The organism is Mesorhizobium sp. WSM4844 (assembly GCF_055811775.1).
On the sequence record NZ_JBVVQB010000024.1, the window covers coordinates 45,440 to 68,262 of the forward strand.

General features: G+C 63.7%; 22 protein-coding genes and 1 pseudogene. 16 read left to right on the forward strand and 7 right to left on the reverse strand.

Going from position 1 to position 22,823, the window contains the following annotated elements:
* Window positions 1-124: 124 nt before the first annotated feature.
* Both AC0L2A_RS19545 and AC0L2A_RS19550 read left to right on the forward strand, forming a co-directional pair.
* Window positions 125-2,317, forward strand: coding sequence for a malate synthase G (locus AC0L2A_RS19545; RefSeq protein WP_473610167.1), 2,193 nt, complete (start codon window positions 125-127; stop codon window positions 2,315-2,317).
* A 144-nt stretch (window positions 2,318-2,461) separates the two neighbouring features.
* The gene (locus AC0L2A_RS19550) at window positions 2,462-3,004 is read left to right on the forward strand and encodes a hypothetical protein (RefSeq protein WP_473610168.1); all 543 of its coding nucleotides are present in this window, start codon (window positions 2,462-2,464) and stop codon (window positions 3,002-3,004) included.
* A gap of 107 nt (window positions 3,005-3,111) precedes the next feature.
* Here AC0L2A_RS19550 and AC0L2A_RS19555 read toward each other — a convergent pair whose 3' ends face one another.
* Window positions 3,112-4,644 carry a YifB family Mg chelatase-like AAA ATPase gene (locus AC0L2A_RS19555; RefSeq protein ID WP_473610169.1) on the reverse strand — a complete coding sequence of 511 codons (1,533 nt, stop codon included), beginning with the start codon at window positions 4,642-4,644 and terminating at the stop codon, window positions 3,112-3,114.
* 181 nt (window positions 4,645-4,825) lie between these two features.
* Complete coding sequence (gshB, locus tag AC0L2A_RS19560) at window positions 4,826-5,767, reverse strand: glutathione synthase (protein WP_473610171.1); 942 nt, start codon at window positions 5,765-5,767, stop codon at window positions 4,826-4,828.
* A gap of 444 nt (window positions 5,768-6,211) precedes the next feature.
* Between gshB and AC0L2A_RS19565 the strand changes: the two genes are divergently transcribed.
* The 14 genes and pseudogenes from AC0L2A_RS19565 to AC0L2A_RS19630 form a co-directional block, all read left to right on the forward strand.
* Window positions 6,212-6,979 carry an SDR family NAD(P)-dependent oxidoreductase gene (locus tag AC0L2A_RS19565; RefSeq protein WP_128185707.1) on the forward strand — a complete coding sequence of 256 codons (768 nt, stop codon included), beginning with the start codon at window positions 6,212-6,214 and terminating at the stop codon, window positions 6,977-6,979.
* Window positions 6,976-7,929: a 2-dehydro-3-deoxygalactonokinase gene (locus AC0L2A_RS19570; RefSeq protein WP_128185705.1), complete on the forward strand. Its 954-nt coding sequence runs from the start codon at window positions 6,976-6,978 to the stop codon at window positions 7,927-7,929. The genes AC0L2A_RS19565 and AC0L2A_RS19570 overlap by 4 nt, the downstream gene beginning before the upstream one ends.
* Window positions 7,926-8,567 carry a 2-dehydro-3-deoxy-6-phosphogalactonate aldolase gene (locus AC0L2A_RS19575; protein WP_473610172.1) on the forward strand — a complete coding sequence of 214 codons (642 nt, stop codon included), beginning with the start codon at window positions 7,926-7,928 and terminating at the stop codon, window positions 8,565-8,567. Before AC0L2A_RS19570 ends, AC0L2A_RS19575 begins: the two co-directional genes overlap by 4 nt.
* Entirely contained in the window at window positions 8,564-9,445 is an 882-nt protein-coding gene (locus AC0L2A_RS19580; protein ID WP_473610174.1) for an SMP-30/gluconolactonase/LRE family protein, read from the forward strand. The genes AC0L2A_RS19575 and AC0L2A_RS19580 overlap by 4 nt, the downstream gene beginning before the upstream one ends.
* Window positions 9,446-9,541: 96 nt before the next feature.
* Window positions 9,542-10,612 carry a D-alanine--D-alanine ligase family protein gene (locus AC0L2A_RS19585; protein WP_473610175.1) on the forward strand — a complete coding sequence of 357 codons (1,071 nt, stop codon included), beginning with the start codon at window positions 9,542-9,544 and terminating at the stop codon, window positions 10,610-10,612.
* A gap of 107 nt (window positions 10,613-10,719) precedes the next feature.
* Window positions 10,720-11,388, forward strand: a complete 669-nt coding sequence (locus AC0L2A_RS19590) for a helix-turn-helix domain-containing protein (RefSeq protein ID WP_473610177.1) — start codon at window positions 10,720-10,722, stop codon at window positions 11,386-11,388.
* Between the two features lie 29 nt (window positions 11,389-11,417).
* Window positions 11,418-12,488 carry an extracellular solute-binding protein gene (locus AC0L2A_RS19595; protein ID WP_473610178.1) on the forward strand — a complete coding sequence of 357 codons (1,071 nt, stop codon included), beginning with the start codon at window positions 11,418-11,420 and terminating at the stop codon, window positions 12,486-12,488.
* 10 nt (window positions 12,489-12,498) lie between these two features.
* Window positions 12,499-13,389 (forward strand): ABC transporter permease, encoded by an 891-nt coding sequence (locus AC0L2A_RS19600; RefSeq protein WP_473610179.1) that lies wholly within the window; start codon window positions 12,499-12,501, stop codon window positions 13,387-13,389.
* Window positions 13,389-14,174, forward strand: a complete 786-nt coding sequence (locus AC0L2A_RS19605) for an ABC transporter permease (RefSeq protein WP_292404742.1) — start codon at window positions 13,389-13,391, stop codon at window positions 14,172-14,174. Before AC0L2A_RS19600 ends, AC0L2A_RS19605 begins: the two co-directional genes overlap by 1 nt.
* Window position 14,175: 1 nt before the next feature.
* A complete protein-coding gene (locus tag AC0L2A_RS19610; protein WP_236370805.1) occupies window positions 14,176-15,285 on the forward strand; it encodes an ABC transporter ATP-binding protein in 1,110 nt (369 codons plus the stop codon).
* A gap of 26 nt (window positions 15,286-15,311) precedes the next feature.
* On the forward strand, window positions 15,312-16,697 hold the full coding sequence (locus tag AC0L2A_RS19615) for an NAD(P)/FAD-dependent oxidoreductase (protein ID WP_473523795.1): 1,386 nt from the start codon (window positions 15,312-15,314) through the stop codon (window positions 16,695-16,697).
* A 25-nt stretch (window positions 16,698-16,722) separates the two neighbouring features.
* Window positions 16,723-17,076, forward strand: coding sequence for a cupin domain-containing protein (locus tag AC0L2A_RS19620; RefSeq protein ID WP_473610180.1), 354 nt, complete (start codon window positions 16,723-16,725; stop codon window positions 17,074-17,076).
* 192 nt (window positions 17,077-17,268) lie between these two features.
* A complete protein-coding gene (locus tag AC0L2A_RS19625; protein WP_473610181.1) occupies window positions 17,269-17,844 on the forward strand; it encodes a hypothetical protein in 576 nt (191 codons plus the stop codon).
* A 333-nt stretch (window positions 17,845-18,177) separates the two neighbouring features.
* A pseudogene (locus AC0L2A_RS19630) lies at window positions 18,178-18,751 on the forward strand (IS1595 family transposase); the annotation flags it as partial.
* 140 nt (window positions 18,752-18,891) lie between these two features.
* Here the strand turns inward: AC0L2A_RS19630 and AC0L2A_RS19635 are convergent.
* The 5 genes from AC0L2A_RS19635 to dnaJ form a co-directional block, all read right to left on the reverse strand.
* Window positions 18,892-19,179 (reverse strand): DUF1330 domain-containing protein, encoded by a 288-nt coding sequence (locus AC0L2A_RS19635; RefSeq protein WP_091591899.1) that lies wholly within the window; start codon window positions 19,177-19,179, stop codon window positions 18,892-18,894.
* A 17-nt stretch (window positions 19,180-19,196) separates the two neighbouring features.
* Entirely contained in the window at window positions 19,197-19,880 is a 684-nt protein-coding gene (gene pyrF / locus AC0L2A_RS19640) for an orotidine-5'-phosphate decarboxylase (RefSeq protein ID WP_091592414.1), read from the reverse strand.
* 20 nt (window positions 19,881-19,900) lie between these two features.
* A complete protein-coding gene (locus AC0L2A_RS19645; protein WP_128169335.1) occupies window positions 19,901-20,497 on the reverse strand; it encodes an NADPH-dependent FMN reductase in 597 nt (198 codons plus the stop codon).
* A 277-nt stretch (window positions 20,498-20,774) separates the two neighbouring features.
* Window positions 20,775-21,380: a phospholipid N-methyltransferase PmtA gene (gene pmtA / locus AC0L2A_RS19650; protein WP_287072014.1), complete on the reverse strand. Its 606-nt coding sequence runs from the start codon at window positions 21,378-21,380 to the stop codon at window positions 20,775-20,777.
* Window positions 21,381-21,521: 141 nt separating this feature from the next.
* On the reverse strand, window positions 21,522-22,652 hold the full coding sequence (dnaJ, locus tag AC0L2A_RS19655) for a molecular chaperone DnaJ (RefSeq protein ID WP_128174784.1): 1,131 nt from the start codon (window positions 22,650-22,652) through the stop codon (window positions 21,522-21,524).
* Between the last annotated feature and the right edge of the window lie 171 nt (window positions 22,653-22,823).

Sequence of the window (22,823 nt, forward strand, 5' to 3'; positions counted from 1 at the left end):
CGCAAAGGGTGAGGCGTCATTCGAAATAGAAGCGAATTGCCCTACCTTCACCCTAAGCTGAATTGACCCTGCCACCTTGACGTGTCAAACGCCCGGCCAAAGCCTTTCGTCTGGAGAAGCCCCGATGACCGATCGCGTCGAAATCGCCGGATTGCGGATTGCCCGCGAACTTTATGATTTCGTCGTGAACGAGGCGCTGCGGGGCACCGGCATTGCAGCCGACGCCTTGTGGACCGGCTTCTCCGCCATCGTGGATGATTTGGCGCCGAAGAACCGGGCTCTGCTCGCAAAGCGCGACGCGCTGCAAGGCCAGATCGACCGCTGGTATCGCGACAATGGCGCACCCAGCGACATGGAAGCCTACAAGGATTTCCTGAGGGAAATCGGCTATCTCGCGCCGGAAGGGCCGGCCTTCTCCGTCGCGACGGACAATGTCGACCCCGAGATCTCGGTGGTTGCAGGGCCGCAATTGGTAGTGCCGGTGATGAACGCGCGTTACGCGCTGAATGCCGCCAATGCGCGCTGGGGCTCGCTCTATGATGCGCTCTACGGCACCGATGCCATTCCCGAGATTGACGGCGCCGAGAGGGGCGCCAGGTTCAATCCCGTGCGCGGCGCCAGGGTCATTGCCTGGGCGAAGGGTTTTCTCGACGAATCGGTCCCGCTGACGACCGGCAAATGGGCAGGGGTGAACGGGCTTTCCGTGGCCAACGGCATGCTGCGGCTGGGCGAGGGCGCCGGCGCCACCACGCTCGCCGATCCCAAACAGTTTGCCGGCTATCGCGGCGACGCCGATAATCCCGAAGCCGTCCTGCTCACCCGCAATGGCCTGCATGTCGAAATATCGATCGACCGCAGCAACCAGATCGGCAAGACCGATCCGGCCGGCATTGCCGACGTCGTGCTGGAATCGGCGCTGACCACCATTCAGGACTGCGAGGATTCGGTGGCGGCGGTCGATGCGCAGGACAAGGTTTTGGTCTACCGCAACTGGCTCGGCCTGATGAAGGGTGACCTTGCCGAGGAGATCACCAAGGCCGGCAGCACGTTTACACGAAAACTCAATCCCGACCGGTCGTACACCGCGCCTGATGGGCGCGCACTGTCCCTGCCCGGCCGCTCGATGATGCTGATCCGCAACGTCGGCCACCTCATGACCAATCCGGCGATTACAGATCGCGACAGCAACGAAGTCCCGGAAGGCATCATGGATGCGGCGATGACGGCGCTGATCGCGCTACACGATGTCGGCCCGAACGGCCGCCGGCTAAACTCGCGCGCGGGCTCGATGTATGTCGTAAAGCCCAAGATGCACGGCCCGGAAGAAGTTGCCTTCGCCGTCGAGATATTCGACCGCGTCGAGGCGCTGCTCGGCATGGTGAAAAACACCATCAAAATGGGCATTATGGACGAGGAGCGGCGCACCACCGTCAACCTCAAGGAGGCGATCCGCGCCGCCAAAGATCGCGTCGTCTTCATCAACACCGGTTTCCTCGACCGCACCGGCGACGAGATCCACACCTCGATGGAAGCCGGCCCGATGATCCGCAAGGGCGACATGAAGCAGGCCGTCTGGATTGCCGCCTACGAAGCCTGGAACGTCGACACCGGGCTGGAATGCGGGCTGGCCGGCCGCGCCCAGATCGGCAAGGGCATGTGGGCGATGCCCGATCTGATGGCGGCGATGCTGGCGGAAAAGATCGCCCATCCCAGGGCCGGCGCCAACACCGCCTGGGTGCCGTCTCCGACAGCGGCGACACTGCACGCCACCCATTACCACAAGGTCGACGTCCACGCTGTGCAGGCGGCGCTGAAGAGCCGCCCCAAGGCAAAGCTCGACGACATCTTGTCGGTGCCGGTAGAGGTGCGGCCGAACTGGTCGCCGGAGGAGGTCCAGAACGAACTCGACAACAACGCGCAAGGCATTCTGGGCTATGTCGTTCGTTGGATCGACCAGGGCGTCGGCTGCTCGAAAGTGCCTGACATCAATGACATAGGCCTGATGGAGGACCGCGCGACGCTGCGCATCTCCTCGCAGCACATCGCCAACTGGCTGCATCACGGCGTGTGCACCTCAGACCAGGTGATGGAGACGATGAAGCGCATGGCCGGCGTCGTCGACCGCCAGAACGCAGGCGATCCGCTCTACCGGCCGATGGCCCCTGACTTCGACAAGTCGATTGCCTTCCTGGCCGCCTGCGACCTCGTCTTCAAGGGCCGGGTCCAGCCCAACGGCTACACCGAGCCGGTGCTGCACGCGCGGCGGCTCGAGCTGAAGGCGAAGGAAGGCCCCTCGATAGCGCGTACAGAGTTTTAGTATAACCCGACAGATATTAGCAATTACTAAAACGTCGTTGTCCCAGTGCACGCGATCTGCTACGATTTAACTACCGACAAACGGCTCTGGGAGGCCGTGCGTCCGACATCATGCACAAGATCAACTCAAAACCGGAGAACGGCCATGAAACGGCTTCTGACGGTCGCTGCCCTTGTGGCGGCGGGCAGTTTGGTTGCGATGCAAGGCGCAGCCGCCGATGACGCTGCGATGATCAAGAGCGCTGAATCCGCCGCACCCCCCGCTGTAGCAAGCGGCGCTGCGATCCACGCTATGGATGAGAAGGGTGCAATGCGCACACTGCGCGAGGGCACAAACGGCTTCTGGTGCATGCCGGACAACCCGGCCACACCTGGCCCGGATCCAATGTGTGGCGATGCCAACGCGATGGAATGGGCAATGGCGTGGATTGGAAAAAAGGAACCGCCCAAGGGCAAGGTCGGCTTCATGTATATGCTGGCCGGCGGCACCGATGGCAGCAACACCGATCCTTATGCGACGAAGCCCGAGGAAGGCAACAATTGGGTGGAGACCGGACCGCACGTGATGATCGTCAACGCAACGGACATGATGCAGGGCTATCCGGCTGACCCCAAACCTGACACGTCCAGGCCATATGTGATGTGGGCGGGCACTCCCTACGCACATCTCATGATTCCGGTTAAGTAGCTGCCGCGGAAATCATTGGCCACAACGATCGGGCCGCGTAGCTCAGACCGTCGAGTTCCTGCGGGCCGGGCCGGTCACCCTCCCTCCCTCACGGGGGGAGGGGAACGTCACGCCGCCTGCGCCATTCGCTCCGAACTCATGCGGTACGAAATCGCCTCGGCCAGATGGATGCGGCCGACCGTCTCGCTGGCCTCGAGATCGGCCAGCGTCCGCGCCACCTTCAGCACCCGGTGATAGGCCCGCGCTGAAAAGCCGAGCTTTTCGCTGGCATCCCTGAGCAGCGACAGGCCTGATGGATCCGGCATCGCGATCTCCTCGATAACAGAGGGTGAGCAGTGCGCGTTGGTGGTGACGGAGGTCGCGCCGAGCCGCTCGAAACGTTCGCGCTGGGTTGTCCGCGCGCGGGCCACGCGCAGCGCCACATCGGCACTTTTCTCCGCCCGGTCCGGCCGGATCAGATCGCTGGCCGAGACCGCCGGCACCTCGATCCGGAGATCGATGCGGTCGAGCAGCGGGCCTGATATGCGCGCCTGGTAGTCGGTGCGGCAGCGGTCGCCGCGCAGGCAGCGATAGCCCGGCTCGCCGGCCATGCCGCAGCGGCACGGGTTCATCGCCGCGACCAGCTGGATGCGCGCCGGATAGGTGACGCGATGATTGGCGCGGGCGATCATGCAGTCGCCGGTCTCCAGCGGCTGGCGCAGCGCGTCGAGCGCCTGCGGCGAGAATTCGGGGAACTCGTCGAGGAACAGCACGCCGTGGTGGGCTAGCGAGGCCTCGCCCGGCCGCACGCGCAGGCCGCCGCCGACCAGCGCCGCCATCGAGGCCGAATGGTGCGGCGCGCGGAACGGCCGCCGGTCGGTCAGCTTGCCTTCACCAAGCTCGCCGGCCACCGAGGCGATCATCGAGACTTCGAGCAATTCCCTCGGCGCCAGCGGCGGCAGGATCGACGGCAGCCGCTGCGCCAGCATCGATTTTCCCGATCCTGGCGGACCGATCATCAGCATGTTATGGCCGCCGGCCGCCGCCACTTCGAGTGCCCGCTTGGCGGTCTCCTGGCCCTTGATGTCGGCAAGATCCGGCAGGTCGCGCGCCGAGGCATGGATGCCGGCCTCCGGCCGCGACAGCACTTGCGTGCCGCGAAAATGATTGGCGATGGCGATCAGGCTGCGCGGCGCCAGAATGTCGAAATCCTTGCCGGCCCACGCCGCTTCCGGGCCGCAGGCGAAAGGGCAGATCAGGCCCTTGCCTTCGGCATTGGCGCCGATCGCCGCGGGAAGCGCGCCGGCCACCGCGGCGATGGTGCCGTCGAGCGACAGTTCGCCAAGCACGACGTAGCCGGCCAGCATGTCGCCTGGAATGGCGCCAAGCGCCGCCATCAGGCCAAGCGCGATCGGCAAATCGTAATGGCTGCCTTCCTTGGGCAGGTCGGCAGGCGCCAGATTGACGGTGACCTTCTTCGACGGCATCGACAGGCCCGATGCGTGCAGCGCCGCCTGCACCCGCTCCCGGCTTTCGGCCACCGCCTTGTCGCCGAGGCCGACGATGTGCATGTTGACCTTGCCCGGCGCGATCATCACCTGCACGTCGACCGGCACGGCCTCGATGCCTTGGAAAGCGACCGTGCGGACCCGCGCAACCATTTTTCTGCCCCCGGACATGGGCTCGCCCGAGCCCATGCGATCATGCCGCGAACGGCGTCATCCGAGACAACCACAGATTTTGGGCAAAGGCAAGAACATTACGGGAACAATCGAACGTTGTGCCGTTATGGCGTCGCATCGGCTACGGGCCGGAACACCGCCGTCCCGGCATGCAGGGACGTTACTTGCGCTTGGCCTCGACCGCATCCCAGAACAGGCTGGCGATGTCGGCGCCGCCGAAGCGTTTTACCTCGCGCACACCGGTCGGCGACGTCACGTTGATCTCGGTCATGTAGTCGCCGATCACGTCGATGCCGACGAGGATAAAACCGCGCTCCTTCAGCGACGGGCCGATGCGGGCGCAGATCTCGCGTTCGCGCTCCGTTAGTTCCGTTTTTTCGGCACGGCCGCCGACATGCATGTTGGAGCGTGAATCAGTCTCGGCCGGCACCCGGTTGATGGCGCCGACCGGCTCGCCGTCGATCAGGATGATGCGCTTGTCGCCGGCTCGCACCTCCTTCAGATAACGCTGAACGATATAGGGCTCGCGGAACATCTGGCCGAACATTTCGAGCAGCGAGGCGAGGTTGCGATCGGCCTCGTGCAGGTGGAAGATGCCGGCGCCGCCATTGCCGTAGAGCGGCTTGACGATGATGTCGCCGAACTCCTTGCGGAAGGCGGCAACCTCCTGGCTGTCCTTGGTGATCAGCGTTTCCGGCATCAGGTCGGGAAACTCGGTGACGAAGATCTTTTCCGGGCTGTTGCGCACCCAGGCCGGGTCGTTGACCACCAGCGTCCTGGGATGGATGCACTCGAGCATATGCGTCGTGGTGATGTAGTTCATGTCGAACGGCGGGTCCTGCCTGAGCAGGACGACGTCCATCTCCGACAGGTCGGTGCGCACTTTCTCGCCGAGCGAATAGTGATTGCCCTTCTCGTCGCGGACCTGCATTTCCTCGACGCCGGCAAACACCTTGCCGTCGCGCAGCGACAGCCGGTCGGGCGTATAATGAAACAGCTGGTGGCCGCGCCGCTGCGCTTCCAACGACAGCGCAAACGACGTGTCGCCGGCAATCGAGACGGTGGAGATGTGGTCCATCTGGACAGCGACTTTCAGAGGCATGGCGGATCTCCGGCGGATCGGATGGGCTGCTTGCCCTTACAACCTCGCCGGTCATCTGCCAATCGCGACATTTTGAGGATCGCCTGCTGGGCCTCGATGAAGGCGCAGGCGGAGCGCCTTGTCAGTTCGGCTGCGCCGGCAGCAACGATTCCCGTTCGGCGGGCCGGTCGGGTTTCGATGCCACGCTCGGCTATCTCAGAAATTCCCTCCGTGGCACCTTGCGCGTCAAGGCGATCTGACGAGCGACTTGTCAGACATAAGCCCGCGAATTTGTTTTTTCTCCCTTGCTCCCCCGACCGGGCTGGCTAGGATGCGCGCCGACCGAGCCTACAGCGCCGCGCGTCCTTTTGGACGCGCAAACGACGCTGTAGCACTTTGATTTTGCGCATGATCCTTTTCCGTAAATCGCAACCGATTTTCGGGGCCACGCGCAGGGAGAAAAAAATGATGCCATCGGCGCGCTTTGCCGACCTTGAGGGCGCTTCGGTGCTGATCACCGGCGGTGGCTCCGGCATCGGCGCGGCGCTGACCGAGGGTTTTGCCCGCCAGGGGGCAAAGGTCGCCTTCATCGACATCGCCGACGCCCCGAGCCTGGCGCTGGCCGACCGCATCGAAAAGGATCTCGGCCGCCGCCCCCTCTATCTCAAGACCGACATACGCGACGTCGAGGCGCTGCGGGCTTCGGCCGCCAGGGCCGCAGAGGCGCATGGCGACGTCACCGTGCTGGTCAACAATGCAGCACTTGACGATCGCCACGCGGTGGAAGACGTCACCGTGGAGTTCTGGGACAACAACCAGGCGGTCAACCTGCGTCCGCATTTCTTCTCCGCACAGGCGGTCGCGCCTGGCATGAAGCGCGCCGGCGGCGGCTCGATCATCAACTTCACGTCGACGTCGTTCCTGATCAATCACCCCGACATGCCGGCCTATACCGCCGCCAAGGCCGGAATCGTCGGCCTGACCAAGGGGCTTGCCGGCAAGCTCGGCGCCGACGGCATTCGCGTCAATGCGATCGCACCCGGCTGGGTGATCACCGAGCGGCAGAAGCAGCTCTGGGTCACCGAACAGGCGCTCTCCGCCCACGTGGCCAAGCAATGCATCAAGCAGGTGATGCAGCCGGAAGACGTCGTCGGCACGGTGCTGTTCCTGGCGTCGGACGCTTCGCGCATGCTGACCGCGCAGATGCTGATCGTCGACGGGGGCTTCCTGTGAACTCAGCGAGCAACGTGCCTTCTGTGGCCGCCGTCGATTGGGGCACCACCCGTCTCAGGGTCTGGCTGGTCGATGAGGCCGGAAATGTCCTCGCCGAGCGTCGCGGCGACGACGGGCTGATCACCGCGCAGGCGGCCGGGTTTTCGACCATCCTCGAAGGACATCTGGCGGCGATGGGCGCGCCGGAAGCGATGCCCGTGATCATCTGCGGCATGGCCGGCTCGCGCCAGGGCTGGCTGGAGGCGCCCTATGTCAGCGTGCCGGCGCCGATCGGCGCCATCCTTGCCGGTGCTGCGCGCGTTCCCGGCCAGCGCCGCGACATCCGCATCGTGCCGGGCCTTGCCCAGCGCCAGGCCGACGCGCCTGACGTCATGCGCGGCGAGGAAACGCAGCTTGCCGGCGCCGGTTTGCCGGCAACAAGCCGCCATCTCGTCTGCATGCCCGGCACCCACTCCAAATGGGTGCTGGTCGAGGACGGCGCCGTTGCCGGTTTTGGCACCTGGCCGACCGGCGAGCTGTTTTCGGTGCTGGCGGCGCATTCGATCCTGCGCCATTCGCTGGGCGAGCAGCCCAAGCCGGTTGCACCAGGCAACCCGTTTTTCCAGCGCTGGTGCGAGATCGCGCTGGCCGAGGGCGGCGATGTCACATCGAGGCTGTTCTCGATCCGCGCTGCGGGCCTTTTGCAGAACCTGAAACCCGACGATGCCGCTGCTTGCCTGTCCGGCCTGCTGATCGGCGGCGAGATCGCCTCGGCCAGCCGCCGCTATCGAAAAGGCGCGGCGTCAGTCGTGCTGATTGCTTCCGGCGGGCTCGGCGCGCTCTACACTGAGGCGCTCGGTCTTGCCGGACTTGCGGTGAGAGCCGTCGATGCCGACGAGGCGGTGCGTGCCGGCCTCATCGAGGCGGCGCGCAAAAATGGCATGATTGCTGGAAGCGGAGTTGCCGCATGACCGAGACCGCATCGTTTCCGAAGCTCGAGCGCGGGCTTGTCGCTATCCTGCGCGGCCTCAAGCCGGACGAGGCGGTGGCCGTCGGCCGGGCGATCTTCGAGGCCGGCATCGAAGCGATCGAAGTGCCGCTCAATTCGCCGGATCCGTTTGTCTCCATCGCGAGAATTGTTGAGGCGCTGCCGGCGACGGCATTGGTCGGCGCCGGGACTGTGTTGACCGCAGCCGATGTCGACGGACTGAGCAAGGCCGGCGGGCGGCTGCTGGTCAGCCCCAACATCGATGCCGAGGTCATGGGTCGCGCGATGAATTACGGCATGGTGACGATGCCGGGCGTATTCACGCCGACCGAAGCCTTCCAGGCCATCCGGCTCGGCGCCTCGGCGCTGAAATTCTTCCCGGCCAGCGTGCTCGGCGCGGCCGGGATCGCGGCGATGCGCGCCGTTTTGCCGGCTGAGACGCTGGTCGGCGCGGTCGGCGGCGTGTCGGAGAAGGACTTTGCCGGCTACAAGGCGGCCGGTGTCAGCGTCTTCGGCCTCGGCTCCAGCCTGTTCAAGCCTGGTATGAGCGTCGACGAGGTGGCAACGCGGGCGCAGGCCGCAGTCGCGGCCTGGGACGCAGCGTTTGGAGCAGCGCCATGAGCGAAGCCATCGTTTCGGTTTTTTCCGACCATGTCTGTCAACTCGGCGAAGGCCCGAGCTATGACCCCGCCACCGAAACGCTCTACTGGTTCGACATCGTCAACGGCCAGCTTCTGGAAAAGCCCCTGTCCGGCGGTGCCGTCAAAATCCACGAGCTTGGCCAAATGGCCAGCGCGATCGCCGTCGTCGACGACAAAAGACAGTTGATCGCCACCGAAACCGGCCTGCATGTCCGCGACGTGGCGACCGGCAAAATGACGCTGCATACGGCCATCGAGGCCGACAATCCGGCGACGCGCTCGAACGATTCGCGCGTCCATCCCTGCGGCGCCTTTTGGGTCGGCACGATGGGCAAGGGCGAGGCAAAGGCCGCTGGCTCGATCTACTGGTTCTTCAGGGGTGAATTGCGCCGGCTCTATTCAGACATTACGGTGTCGAACTCGATCTGTTTTTCCGAAGATGGAACCGTTGCCCATTACACCGATACCAGCACCGGCCTGTTGATGCGCGTCGGCTGCGATCCGGCGACCGGCCTGCCGGCTGGCGAGCCAAAAATCTTCGTCGATCACCGCAAGGCCAAGGGCTATATCGACGGTTCGGTGCTCGATCGCGACGGTGTCCTGTGGAACGCCTGCTGGGGCGGCAGCGTCGTTGAAGCCTACGGGCCTGACGGCAAGCTCATCCGTTCGGTCGCGATGCCGGTGACGCAGCCGTCCTGCCCGGCCTTTGTCGGCAGGGACGCCGACCGGCTGGCGGTCACCTCCGCCTGGTCGGGCAAGGATGAGAAACAGCGCCTGCTGGACCCGCAAGCCGGCATGACGTTTCTGCTCGACATTCCGGTCAACGGCCGCTTCGAGCCGCGCGTGCTGATTGCCTAGGCTGACGTCGATTTCGCGAAAGCCTGATACATCCGCCATGCGATGGTAGACAGTCGCGCTGCCAGGCCCCGTTCATCGCCAGGAATCGTTGATGCCATGTCAAGCCGCAGGCCGAAGCTGATCCTAGTCTACGAGCCGGAAAACGCCTGCTTCGAGCGGCTGGTTGCTGATGGCCACGTGCCGGGGCGCGCCGCCGAAATCGCCTCCTATCTGGCGCAATCGACCGACATCGCCCCTGAGTTCGACGCGCTGGCCGCAGCCTGCCAGACGCGCGGCCTGTCCTTCGCGCCGGTGGCGCTCGACGATGCCGCAAATCTGCTTGCCGGTGAGGATCCGAAGACGACGCTGGTGTGGACGCTGACCGACGGCATCGCCTATTTCCGTGGCGGTGCGGCGCCGGCGCTGGCAAGGCTGAACGGCCTGAAGCTGCTCGGCGCCGATGATGCGCTGTTTGCGCTCTGCCAGGACAAGTTCCGCTCCGGCGCCGTGCTCGGTGCACTCGGCCTGCCGGTGCCGCAATCCGGTTTGGCACGCGACGGACGCTGGCTTGTCGAGCCACCGGCTTCGTCAGCCGGCTGGTTCGTCAAGCCGAGCCGGCTCGGCGCCAAGATTGGCATCTGGCCGGATTCGCGCAGCAGAGATCTCGGCCACGCGCTTGAGCTTAGCCGGCGCGTCTTCGCTGCCTATCGCGACGATGTCGTCGTGCAGCCCTACGTCACCGGGCGCAATGCGCGCGCCAGTTTTCTCGGTCTGAAGCCGGACACCGGCGTCGAAGCGCTCGGCATCGTCTTTGTCGAGTCGGGAAGTGATTTCCAGACAATGGAAGACAGCCTGGCGCTCTACGGCGACACCGGCGAGGCTGCCAGGGCGGCGGGAACATATGCCGAGCCGGTGCTGCTGCCGGTTGCCGCCAGCCAGCCGCGAGCCGATGCAAGGATCCGACGGATCGCGCAAAGCCTGATCGCCGGGCTTGGCCTGCGGGATGTGTTTTCCGTCGATTTCCGGATCGAAACCGACGATAGCATCCACCTCATCGAGTTCGAGGTCTGCCCGGGCCTGCCTTGCTTCGATTTCCGCGCCTATTGCCGCACGCAATGGCAGATGGGCCTCGCCGATGCGATGGCCGCGACCGCCGCGAGCCGTTTTTTCGCCTCGCCCACGAAATGAGCAGCGCCCGCGTACGCAGCCGCGCCGACGGGCCAGGACCGTGCCTCGACAAACGGCTTGCGTTCCGACATTTCACTTAATAGGGTGTTAAGTGAAGGAGGCACTCGGTGAAAGTCGACCCTGCGACATTCCCGGAGGTAGCCGCGTTGGCGACGACGGAAGCCGGCAAGGCCAAGCATGTCGGCGGCCGGATCAAGGCCATTCGCATGGCCCGACGCATTTCGCTTCGCCAGCTGGCTGACATGGTCGGCACGACGGCGAGCTTCATCAGCCAGCTCGAGCGCAATCTGAGCGGCGCCAGTGCCAGCACCCTGATGCGGATCGCGGCAGCCCTGGATCTCGGCATCAACGAGCTGTTCGAGCAGACTGAAGGTGGGTTCCACAAGGTGCTTACCAGAGCCCACCGCCCCCTGCTGCCGATCAGCCACGGTTGCCGAAAGACGCTGCTGTCGCGTCGGCCGATCCATGAATTCGAGGTTTATTCGGGGGACTTCGACGTCGGCGGCTCGACCGGCGACGAAGCTTACACGCATGGCGGCAAGCACGAGATGTTCGTCGTCCTGAAGGGCACTGTCGAGCTGACGCTGGCAGACGAGCGCTTCGTCATGAACGAAGGCGACAGCATCGAATACGCCACCTCGACGCCGCATCGTACAGAGAATGTCGGCAAGAAGCCGGCGCAGGTGCTCTGGATCATCGCGCCCCCGACCAGTGGCGCGGCGGAACTCAATCGATACACGCCCGGACAAGGCTCGCAGCCGGACGGACCGAACTAATGCGGGCGCACATAAATGGGAGATTAGACATGAAGACCAGGATCGGACAGGCGGCCGCGCTCGGGCTGCTGATGATCACCACAGCAGCGCTTGCGCAGAGCAAGCCGGTGGCGGGCGAGGTGGCAGAGGGCTCGCTGAAGGGCAAGACGCTCACCTTCGTCTCGTATGGGGGCATTTATCAGGATGGTCAGATCGCCGCGCTGAAAGAGTTCGTCGACAAGTCAGGCGTGACGCTGCTCAGCGACGGGCCAACCGAGATCTCGAAATTGCAGGCGCAGGTCGAGTCCGGCAATGTCACCTGGGACGTTGTCGATACCGGCGATTTCCCGCCCTACGTCTATTGCGGCAAGCTGTTCCAGAAGCTGGACTTCTCAAAGATCGATACGTCCAACATTCCGGAGGGCCAGATCAGCGAATGCAGCGTGCCGGCCATGAACTATGGCGTGGTGCTGATGTACAACACCGAAAAGTACAAGGATGACCCGCCCAAGAGCTGGAAGGATTTCTTCGACATCGAGAAATTCCCGGGCTCGCGCGCCCTGGACGGCAGCGGCGATCTGTCCGGCGGCATGATCGAGCAGGCGCTGCTCGCCGCCGGCGGGTCGGTCGAAAACATGACGGTTGCCGATATCGACAAGGCTATCGAGAAGGTGAAATCGCTCGGCCCGGACACGATCTTCTGGAAGACCGGCGCCGATTCCCAGCAGCTCGCCGAATCCGGCGAAGCCGACATGATCGCGATGTGGACCGGACGTGCCATGACCGCGGTGAAGAACGGCGCGAAGTACACGCCGGCGTGGCAGGACTGGCTGGTGGTGATGGACCAGATGACCATTCCGATGGGCGTCAAGGACCCCGACGCGGCGCATGCGCTGATCAACGCCTATCTCGGCAAGAGCGCGCAGGAGACGCTTGCAAAAACCACGTCGTATACCCCGATCCACAAGGACGCGAAGCCCGAAGTGGACGAGATCACCGCGGCGTTCATGACCAACACGCCGGACAAGCTGAAGCTTGGCTATCAGCAGAACATCAAGTTCTGGGTGGAGAACTTCGAGGTGGCGAACGAAAAGTGGAACGGGTTGATGGCCGGCAACTAGGTCCGCCGCCGTGGCAACGAGAGCAATCGACAGCCGGGACACTGTTCCGGCTGTCACGGCAGACGGCCGGCGGCGCAGGTTTCGTGGACAGGCTTTCTGGCTCGTCGCGCCGGCGCTGCTGCTGCTCGTCATCTGCCTGGGCCTGCCGCTCGCCATCGTGACCTTGCGCAGCTTTTCCGAGCCGCAATGGGGATGGCAGAACTATGCCTGGTTCTTCGGCACACCGGTCAATCTGACGGTGCTTCAGCGGACCTTCGCGATCTCCGCCTGGGTGACATTGGTATGTCTCATCGCCGGCTATCCCTATGCCTATGTGATGACCGCGGTCGGACCCAGGATGCGGCTCGTCCTCATTCTGTGCGTGCTGGTGCCATTCTGGGTGAGCGGCGTGGTGCGCACTCTGGCATGGGTCATCCTGCTGCAGGATTCCGGCGTGATCAACTCCGTCATCAGGGCTGTCGGCCCTAGCCCGGTCAAGCTGATCCGCACGCAGACAGGCGTGGTGATCGGCATGGCGCAGGTGCTGTTGCCGTTCATGATCCTGCCGCTCTATTCGGTGATGAAGACGATCGACCTGCGGCTCATGCAGGCGGCACGGAGCCTCGGCGCGAGCCCGGCGCGCGCCTTTGCCCAGGTCTATCTGCCGCTCTCGCTTCCGGGCGTCTACGCGGGCGCCATCATCGTCTTCATTCTTGCACTCTGCTTCTACATCACCCCGGCGCTGCTCGGTGGTCCGCGATCGACCATGCTCTCGACCCTGATCCAGAACCAGGTGCTCAGCCTGCTCAACTGGGGTCGCGGCGGTGCGATGGGTGTGGTGCTGTTGATCGCCACCTTCGTCCTGCTCGCGCTCGCAGCGCCGCTGTCGCGTCAACCGCACAAGACGGGCTCGAGGCGCTGATGAAACAGCCCGGGCGAATCCTGCTCGGTCTGTACTGCCTGCTGGTAGCGGTCTGGCTGGTCGCACCGACAATCGTTGTCGTGCCGATGTCGTTCAACGACAAGAAGTCGCTGGCCTTTCCGCCATCCGGCTTTTCCTGGCAGTGGTACCAGAACTTTTTCACCAACCCCGAATGGTCGGCGAGCCTGGTCGGCTCGCTCAAGGTTGCCGTCGTCACGGCGCTGTTCGCCACCGTCATCGGCACGCTGGCGGCATTCGGCCTCGATCGCATGAAAAGTCGGGTCAGCGGCGTGCTGCGCGCGCTGCTGATCACGCCAATGGTCGTGCCGGGGGTGGTGCTCGCCGTCGGAATCTACGCGGTCTATCTCGATACGCGGTTGGTCGGCACCATGACCGGCTTCGTGCTGGCCCACACGATGCTCGCCGTTCCTTTCGTCATCATCGCCGTCTCCGCCAGCCTGGAAGTCTTCGACAAACGGCTGGAGACTGCTGCGGCCAGCCTCGGCGCGACCCGGCTGACGGCGTTCAGGACGGTGACCTTGCCGCTGATCGCGCCGGGCATCCTGTCGGGGCTGCTGTTTGCGTTCGTGACCTCATTCGACGAGATCATTGTCGCGCTGTTCATCACCAGCCCGTATCTGAAGACACTGCCGGTGCAGATATTCTCGAGCATCACCCGGGACGCCGACCCCACCGTTGCGGCAGTGGGCACGCTGCTCTTCATCGTGACGTCGCTGGTGATCGGGGCCGGGCTGCTGATCGGCTCGAGACAGGGAAAAAATTGACATGGCCTCACCATCGACCCGCGGCGCAGCCATAGACCTCAAATCCGTCAGCAAGCACTATGGCAGCTTCATCGCCCTCGACAAGGTTTCGCTGCGCATCGAGCCGGGGGAGTTCATGACGCTGCTCGGACCCAGCGGTTCGGGCAAGACGACCACGCTCAACGTCATCGCCGGCTTCACCGAGGTCAGCTCGGGTTCACTTGATGTCGGCGGCAAAAGCGTCATCGGCGTACCGGCGCACAAACGCAATATCGGCGTCGTCTTCCAGCACTACGCGCTGTTCCCGCATATGACGGTGAGCAGGAACGTCGCATATCCGCTGACCCTGCGCGGCATCGCCAATCCCGATCGCGCGGCCCGGGTGCGCAAGGCGCTGGACATGGTGAGGATGGCCGATTTCGGCCACCGCTTCCCCAGCGAGCTCTCCGGCGGACAGCAGCAGCGCGTCGCGCTGGCGCGTGCCATCGTATTCGACCCGCCGCTGCTCTTGATGGACGAGCCGCTCGGCGCACTCGACAAGAAGCTGCGTGAATGGCTGCAGCTCGAGATCAAACGGATCCACCGCGAACTGGGCACCACCTTCGTCTACGTCACGCACGATCAGGAGGAGGCCCTGGTCCTCTCGGACCGCATCGCCGTGTTCAACCAGGGACGCATCGAGCAGATCGGCACCGGTCGCCAACTCTACGACGAGCCCGAGACGTTGTTCGTCGGAAAGTTCGTCGGCGACTCGACGATACTGCGTGGTGCAGCCTCCACCTCCGGCAACGAGACCGCCATCGACGTAGCCGGACGGAAAGTGGCCGCCGCCAAACGCCTTGCCGACGGCGCCAAGCCGGTGATGCTGCTGCGGCCGGAGAAGCTGAGCCTCGCCAGGCGGGGAAAGGGCGGACAAGATCGAAACACCCTGCCCGGGCGCATCGGCGAGGCCATCTATCTCGGATCTGGCTCCAAATACGAGGTCGTGCTGGCCGACACCTCGAAGGCGATCGTGCGCTCGACGCTGGAGGCCGAGACCTTCGCCATCGGCGACGAGGTCGACCTCGTATTCGCGGGCAACGACGTGAAGCTGCTGGCCGACGACGAGAATGCCGATTTCACGCTGACCTAAAATCCTGTCTGGGAAAAATCGCGACAATGGACGTGAAGAAGAACGGCGACGTTTCATTCTGGTATGCCGACATCGGCGGCGTGCCCGGCTATCGGCCGCCGCTGCAGGGCGATATCGTGGCCGACGTCTGTATCGTCGGGGCCGGCTACACCGGCCTTTGGACCGCCTATTATCTGAAGCAGGCAGCCCCGCATCTCAATATTGTCGTCATCGAGAAGGAGTTCGCCGGCTTCGGTGCTTCGGGGCGCAATGGCGGCTGGCTGTCCGGCGGCTTCTCATGGTCGCGCGAAAAATATGAGGAGGCAACCTCGCGCGCTGCAGTCATCGCCATGCAGGCGGCAATGACGGGCACGGTGAACGAGGTCATATCGGTTGCGGAAGCTGAAGGCATCGACGCCGACATTCGTCGCACCGACGAACTGCTGGTCGCAACCAACGAGGCGCAGGAGCAGCGCGCCAAGGCGATGTATGCCCATGCCAGATCCTGGGCGCTGACCGACGAGCGCGTCGGGTATATCGATGCAGCCGAGATGCGTCGGCGCATAGCGGTACACAACGCCCGCGGCGCCTTCGTCATCAAGAAGGTTGCGCGGATTCAGCCGGCAAAGCTGGTGCAGGGGCTCGCCAGGGCAGTGGAGCGGCTCGGCGTCCCGATCTACGAACAGACGACCGTGCTGTCGATCGAGAGCGGCAAGGTCGCAACCAACCGGGGCGTGGTGCGGGCCGAAAAGATCGTGCGGGCGACCGAGGGTTTTACCGCGGGAATCGCCGGCCACGAAAGACTGTGGTTGGCGCTCAACAGCGCCATCGTGGTCACCGAGCCGCTTTCCGACAAGCTGTGGAGCGAAATCGGCTGGGATGGCTACGAGGTGCTCGGCGACGCCGCGCACACTTACTGCTACGCCCAGCGCACCCGGGAAGGACGCATTGCCATGGGCGGGCGCGGGGTGCCCTATCGGTTCGGCTCGAAGACCGACGTTCGAGGCGTCACCCAGCAGGCGACGATCGACAAGCTGCATAAAATCCTGACGACGCTTCTGCCGCAGACCAAGGGGCTCAAGCTCGACCACGCGTGGTGTGGAACGCTGGGCGTGCCGCGCGACTGGTGCACGACGGTGGGCTTTGACAGGCACACCGGAATAGGCTGGGCCGGCGGTTATGTCGGCCTCGGCGTTTCCACCTCGAACCTCTCGGGGCGCACTCTGCGCGATCTGCTGCTGGGCAACGACACCGAGTTGACGCGGCTTCCCTGGGTCAATCGAACCGTGCGCAAGTGGGAGCCAGAGCCGCTGCGCTGGCTTGGCGTCCATTCGATGTATCAGCTCTATCGAATTGCCGACGAGCGGGAAGCAAAGGGGCTGCCGCGCACGTCGCGGCTGGCCGCCCTGGCCGATCGCATCACCGGGCACTGAACCGCATCACTTCAGGGATTTAGCAATGATCGACTTCAAGACCTTCGCCCACCTGGCGCATATCGACCTCGGTGAGCCCCAGCCGAAGCCCACCTCGCTGGAAGGCGATCAGATGGAAGCAGCCAACACGCTTTGGACTTCGGAGGATGGCAAGATCGAAGTCGGTGTCTGGGAATGTTCGCAAGGCCGGTTCACCGCGCGCCGTGACACGAATTCCGAGATTTGCCACATCGTGTCCGGCCGCGTGACGCTGCACGGTCCTGGTGGCGCAGCTAAAGATGTCGGACCCGGCGAATTGCTCGTCCTGCCGCTTGGCTGGGAGGGCGAATGGACCATCCATGAGAAAACGCGCAAGCTTTACATCCTGCATGCGGTTTGATGCGGTCTTAGGTAGCAGTTACACCTAAAAATTGGCTGATGGATGGGAAGGGGCTCGATTCGGTTCCGGCTCCGTTCCGTTACCCATGATTCGCGAGTCAAGCAAAATCTGGGGCTTCCCTCCACAAAAATTCCCCATGTGTGGGTCTTTTTAATGGATGGGGAGCTTGTGGACTCAGCAAAACTTTGGCATATGAGCGTCATCAAAACCAAAGGCGCCCATGCCATGGACTTTAAGAAGGCTCTCCAAGACGAGATTTCCGGCCTTGAGGCTTCGCTGAAGGCGCAGCCAGATCCCAGGCTTGTGAAGCTGCACGAGCTTCGCCGTGTCCTTGCCATTTATAACGGCGAGGCACCTGCCACGGCATCCCCGTCGGCATCTCGCCCCTCCAAGGAAGACGAAGACAGGCCTGCCCGGCGCGGGCGTTCGCCCGACCCGATGAGGCAGGCCGCAATCGATGAAGCTCGTGAAATCCTGTCTTCGGCGCTGGGTCCCATGAAGACAGGTGAAATTTACAAGAGGCTGGAGAGGCGAGGCGTCACGCTCGGCGGCAATTTGCCGGCGAACAATCTTTCTGCCCTTCTGTATCATCATCCCGACTTTGTCTCCCATGGGCGCATGGGCTGGACGCTGAAACCTTCCGGAGACGAGGTACCGCCGGAGAACGAAAAACCCGCTGACGATAGTTCCGGTCAGGAGCCGTCAGCGGGTTTGTCCGATCAACCCGAAGCGCAAGGCCGTGAAGCCGGTCCGGGAGGTGGTACATGATAATAGCAGCCTAGGCTCCTATTAACCCGACCCGCATTAGCGCGGGTCGGCCTTCAATGGGGGCGGCTAAAGGCCGGGCCAGAGGCTCGTTTGCATGGGTCCTCTCTGGGGTTCGACTCCCCCCGCCTCCACCGAAGGTGCTTCGCAGTTTGTAGCAAATCCTGCGGAATCCGTCAAACCGGGCTAGCCTACTTGGCTGGCCCGGTTATCCCGTTTTCCGTGAAAGTGACGCCGCGAGATTCCAGCGCTGCCCCGCAAGACATTCATATTGTTGCCAATAGGCACGCGCCGTCCCTTTTCAAAATCTCGCATTGTCGAGAGCCAAACGCCGCCAGCGACGAGGAAGCACACAACGCCTTTCAATGCGTCCGTCGGGCTGAGCCTGCCGGCAAGCCGATCTGCCCCTACTGCGGTAGCCACATTTGCTACACGTTCAAGGCTCGCCGCATCTTCAAGTGCAAAGCTTGCCAGACCCAGTTTTCTGTCACCTCCGGCACTATCTTCGCCAATCGCAAGCTCCCCATCCGCGATTACCTCATCGCCATTTTCGTCAACGGCGCGAAGGGGCTATGCCGCGCTGCAATTGAGCCGTGACCTTGACGTTCAATATAAGACGGCCTTCGTTTTAAGCCACAAGCTTCGTGAAGCCATCGCCATGGAACAGAACCGCGGCGACCAACTTTCGGGCCACGTGGAAGTGGATGGTGCCTATTTTGGCGGGCATATTCGCCCCGCCAATCATAAGGACGACCGCATCGACCGCCGTCTTGCCATGCACCAGACTGGCAAAAGGCGGGTTGTTGTGGCGATGCGTGAGCGGGCCGAACGCACGTCAACCAACGTGTTCAACTCCGAAGCCCAATCGGTCGCGCATGTCGCCAGAAGCGTTCACCCGGCCGCCACGCTTTAATCGCCGATTTCAAATGTCTGGGCCGGTTACTGGCAGCGCTCAGCAGCCAAATGGGAGAATGTAATGTCGCAATCACATGTGCTGAGCGGGCTCATGCTTGGGATAAGACCACGCACGCCACGGCGGTGGCCGCTGAACTAGACCCCTTCGACCAGCACGATCTCGCCGTCGGCTACTTTCTGCCGGATCGCCACGGCGCGTTGATACTCCGGCGAGTGATAGCAATCGTGCGCCGCAGCCAATGACGGAAACTCGATGATCACGTTGCGGTCGCGGCCCGGCCCTTCTGCTTTTTCATGCGCACCGCCTCGTGCCAGGAAAACCGCGCCGAAACGATCGAAAGCCGGTTTGGCGGCAGTGACATAGTCCTTGTAGCCTTCCGCATCGCGCACATCGACGCGGGCGATCCAGTATCCCTTCGGCATGCTTGTTCTCCGAATTGTTAGGCCGAGCGCATTTCGTCAAGAATTGCTTCCGCGACCGCTCGCCTGTCGGCGGCGCTGACGATCGGCCGGCCGACGACGAGATGGCTGGAGCCGTTGCGGATCGCCTGCGCCGGCGTGACGACGCGTTTCTGGTCGCCATGGTCGCTGCCCTTGGGCCGTATCCCCGGCGTGACGACGGCCATGTTGGGGCCGACGATCCGGCGCACCGCTTCCGCTTCCTCGGCCGAGCAGACGATGCCGCCCATGCCGGCATGCAGCGCCTGCTCGGAGCGCCTCAGCACCAGCGTATGCGGGTCATGCTCATAACCGGCGTCGATCACGTCCTGCTCGTCCATCGAGGTCAGCACGGTGACGCCAAGCAGGCAGAGATCGCTGCCCCTGGCGGCCGCGACCGCTGCCTTCATCGTCTTCGGATAGGCGTGCAGCGTCAGCATGGTCATGCCCATCCTGGCAATGGCCTCGACGCCCTTGGCTACCGTGTTGTCGATGTCGAGCAGCTTCATGTCGAGGAAGATCCTGGTGCCGCCGCTGGCGAGCTCGCGGGCGAAGTCGAGGCCGCCGGCGAAGGCGAGCTGATAGCCGATCTTGTAGAAGGAGACGACCCCGTCGAGCTCGCGCACCACCGTCTCGGCGTCCTTCAGCGTCGGCACGTCGAGGCCGACGATCAGCCTGTCTTGCATGGTGCTGGCGCGCTCCCGGATCACGCCTCGATCCGCGTCGACAGCAGGCGCGAGGTTTCGATCAGCGTGCGGCATAGGTGCTCCATCGATCTGTGCAGTCGCTCGTCCCTGAAATTCCCGTCCTCGTCGAAGGCGTTGCCGCCCTCCGGGACAGAGCACTCCGGCGTCACCACCTCCATCTGGCAGCGCACCAGCACGGCGCGCAGATGGTTGATGCAGCGTACCCCGGCGAAATGTCCTTTGGAAGACGAACAAAGGCCGGCGGGCTTGCCGGTGAACGGCCTGAACGACCGCCCGCCATCCGTGCGCACCCGGCTCACCCAGTCGATGGTATTCTTGAGCAGCGGCGGGATCGAGCCGTTATATTCGGGCGTCGCGATCAGCAACCCGTCATGGGCGACGATTTGCCGGGCAAGCCTGATGGCGTTCTCGGGAATGCCTTTCTCCTTTTCCAGATCCTCGTCGAGGATCGGCAGCGGATAGTCGGCAAGCGAGATGCGGGTCACCTCGGCGCCCTGCAGGGCGAGTTCCTTCTGCGCCACATCGGCGGTCCTGCCGCTGTAGGCGCCAGAGCGAATCGAACCGGCGAAGACGAGAATTTTCGCGATCACTGCCATCGGCCCCCTTGTTCCCGGACAGGTACAGCCAGGGATCTGTCAAATCAACGCCAACTTCGTCATCCCTGGGCGGAGCAGGAGCGAAGCTCCGTCGCGGAGACCCTGGGATCCATTCCGCGACCTTGGCCGCGGAGTGCCGCGGAGCAGACTTCTGTACCGCTGCGGTGCTCAGATGTCCCGGCATGGATTCTCGGGTCTGGGCTGCGTCGCTACGCTCCCGTGGATGACGAAGTGACGCGCGTTTCCACTAGTCGCCGAACGGCTTTGCGCGGAGAAGCTAATGCGCCCCGCGCCGGTAGATCCAAAGCTGCGTTGGCGGGATGTTGCGGATGACGAAATGGAAATGCTCGACCGTGTAGTCGCCGCGGCCGGGCGGGATCGGCGACAGCGGGCCGTAGGTCAGCTGCACGACCGGGCGGCCTGTCGGGATGCGGTCGAGAAGGCTTTCGACGTAGGCGACGCGCTGTTCGACCGGGAAATTGAGCAATGGCACGCCGGAGATGACCGAATCGAAGGTCAGGCCGCTCTTGTCGCCGAGCGTCGCATCGAGATTGAAGGCATCGCCCTCGATGACGTTGACGCCGGGATAGAGCTGGCGCAGATGACGCACGAAATCGGGGGAGTATTCGACTGCGTAGAGATTTTCAGGCTTTACGCCGTGGGCGAGGATGGCTCGGGTGATGACGCCGGTGCCGGGCCCGACTTCGAGCACCGGCAGGCCCGACATCGGGTTGATGACGGAGGCCATCTTGCGGGCCGTGATGGAACTGGTCGGCACGATCGAACCGACCGCCTTCGGCTTGTCGATCCAGCCCTTGAAGAACTTCAGTTCGTCGTCGAACTTCTCTGCCAGCGTCTTTCGCAGTCCGGGACCATGTGCCATGCAAGTTCTCCTAACGGTCCCCCGAGTGGCTACTTAGCAGCTACGGGCCTCAAGGCAAGGCGGACGCCGGTATAAGGTGTTGATGACGCTAGGGGAGCTTCCGCTCGGGTGAATTCTACACCCGATCGGCGAGAGTCGCCATCAGCGCTCGCCGAAGGTTTCGAAAAAGTCCTTCATGCGGGCGAAAAAGCCGCTCGACTGCGGCGAATTATCCTTCGAGGAAAGCTGCTCGAACTCCTCCAGCAGCTCGCGCTGGCGGCGGGACAGGTTCTGCGGCGTCTCGACCGCGGTCTGGATGTAGAGATCGCCGACATTGTGCTGGCGCAGCACCGGCATGCCCTTGCCCTTGAGGCGGAACTGGCGGCCGTTCTGGGTGCCTTCCGGCACCTTGACCTTCGTCTGGGTGCCGTCCAGCGTCGTCACCTCGAAGGAACCGCCAAGGGCAGCCGTCGTCATTGAGATCGGCACCTTGCAGTAGAGATCGGCGCCGTCGCGCTGGAAGAATTCGTGCGGCTTGACCGCCAGGAAAATATAGAGATCGCCCGACGGGCCGCCGCGCAGGCCGGCCTCGCCCTCATTGGCGAGGCGGATGCGGGTGCCGTCCTCAATGCCGGCCGGGATGTTGACCGACAGCGAGCGCTCCTCGGTGACGCGGCCCTGGCCGGCGCATTTCGCGCATGGCTCCTTGATGGTCTGGCCACGTCCCTGGCATTGCGGGCAGGTGCGCTCGATCGAGAAGAAGCCTTGCGTGGCGCGCACCTTGCCGTGGCCGTTGCACATCGAGCAGGTGACGGGCTGGGTGCCGGGCTTGGCGCCGCTGCCGGAGCATTCCATGCAGGAGATCGAGGCCGGCACGTGGATCTGCGCCGTCTTGCCGGCAAACGCCTCCTCCAGCGTGATTTCCATATTGTAGCGCAGGTCTGCACCGCGCTCGCGTCCGCCTGACGAGCGGCGCTGGCGCCCGCCCATCATGTCGCCGAAAATATCCTCGAAGATGTCGGCGAAACCGCCGGCGCCGAAGCCGTGTGCGCCGCCGTTCATGCCGCCCTGTTCGAAGGCGGCGTGGCCGAAACGGTCGTAGGCCGCCCGCTTCTGCGGATCCTTCAACGTCTCGTAGGCTTCGTTGATTTCCTTGAATTTGTGCTCGCAGGCATGATCGCCGGGATTGCGATCGGGGTGGAACTGCATGGCCAGCTTGCGAAAAGCGCTCTTGAGCTCCTTCTCGTCGGCCCCCTTTTGCACGCCCAGCGTTTCGTAGAAATCAGCTTTCATCTTTTCCCGCAGTCCGGATATTCAACGTCTTGAAGCACTTTGCGTCGTTCGCCGGCACGCTGTTCCGATTTAGGTGCGATGGAGCCGAGATGCCAGTGTTGACACGGGCTTGCCCGCATTTTTTCGATCAGGCGCGCACTTTTTCGGCCAGAGTGGCAAAAAAGCCCGGCT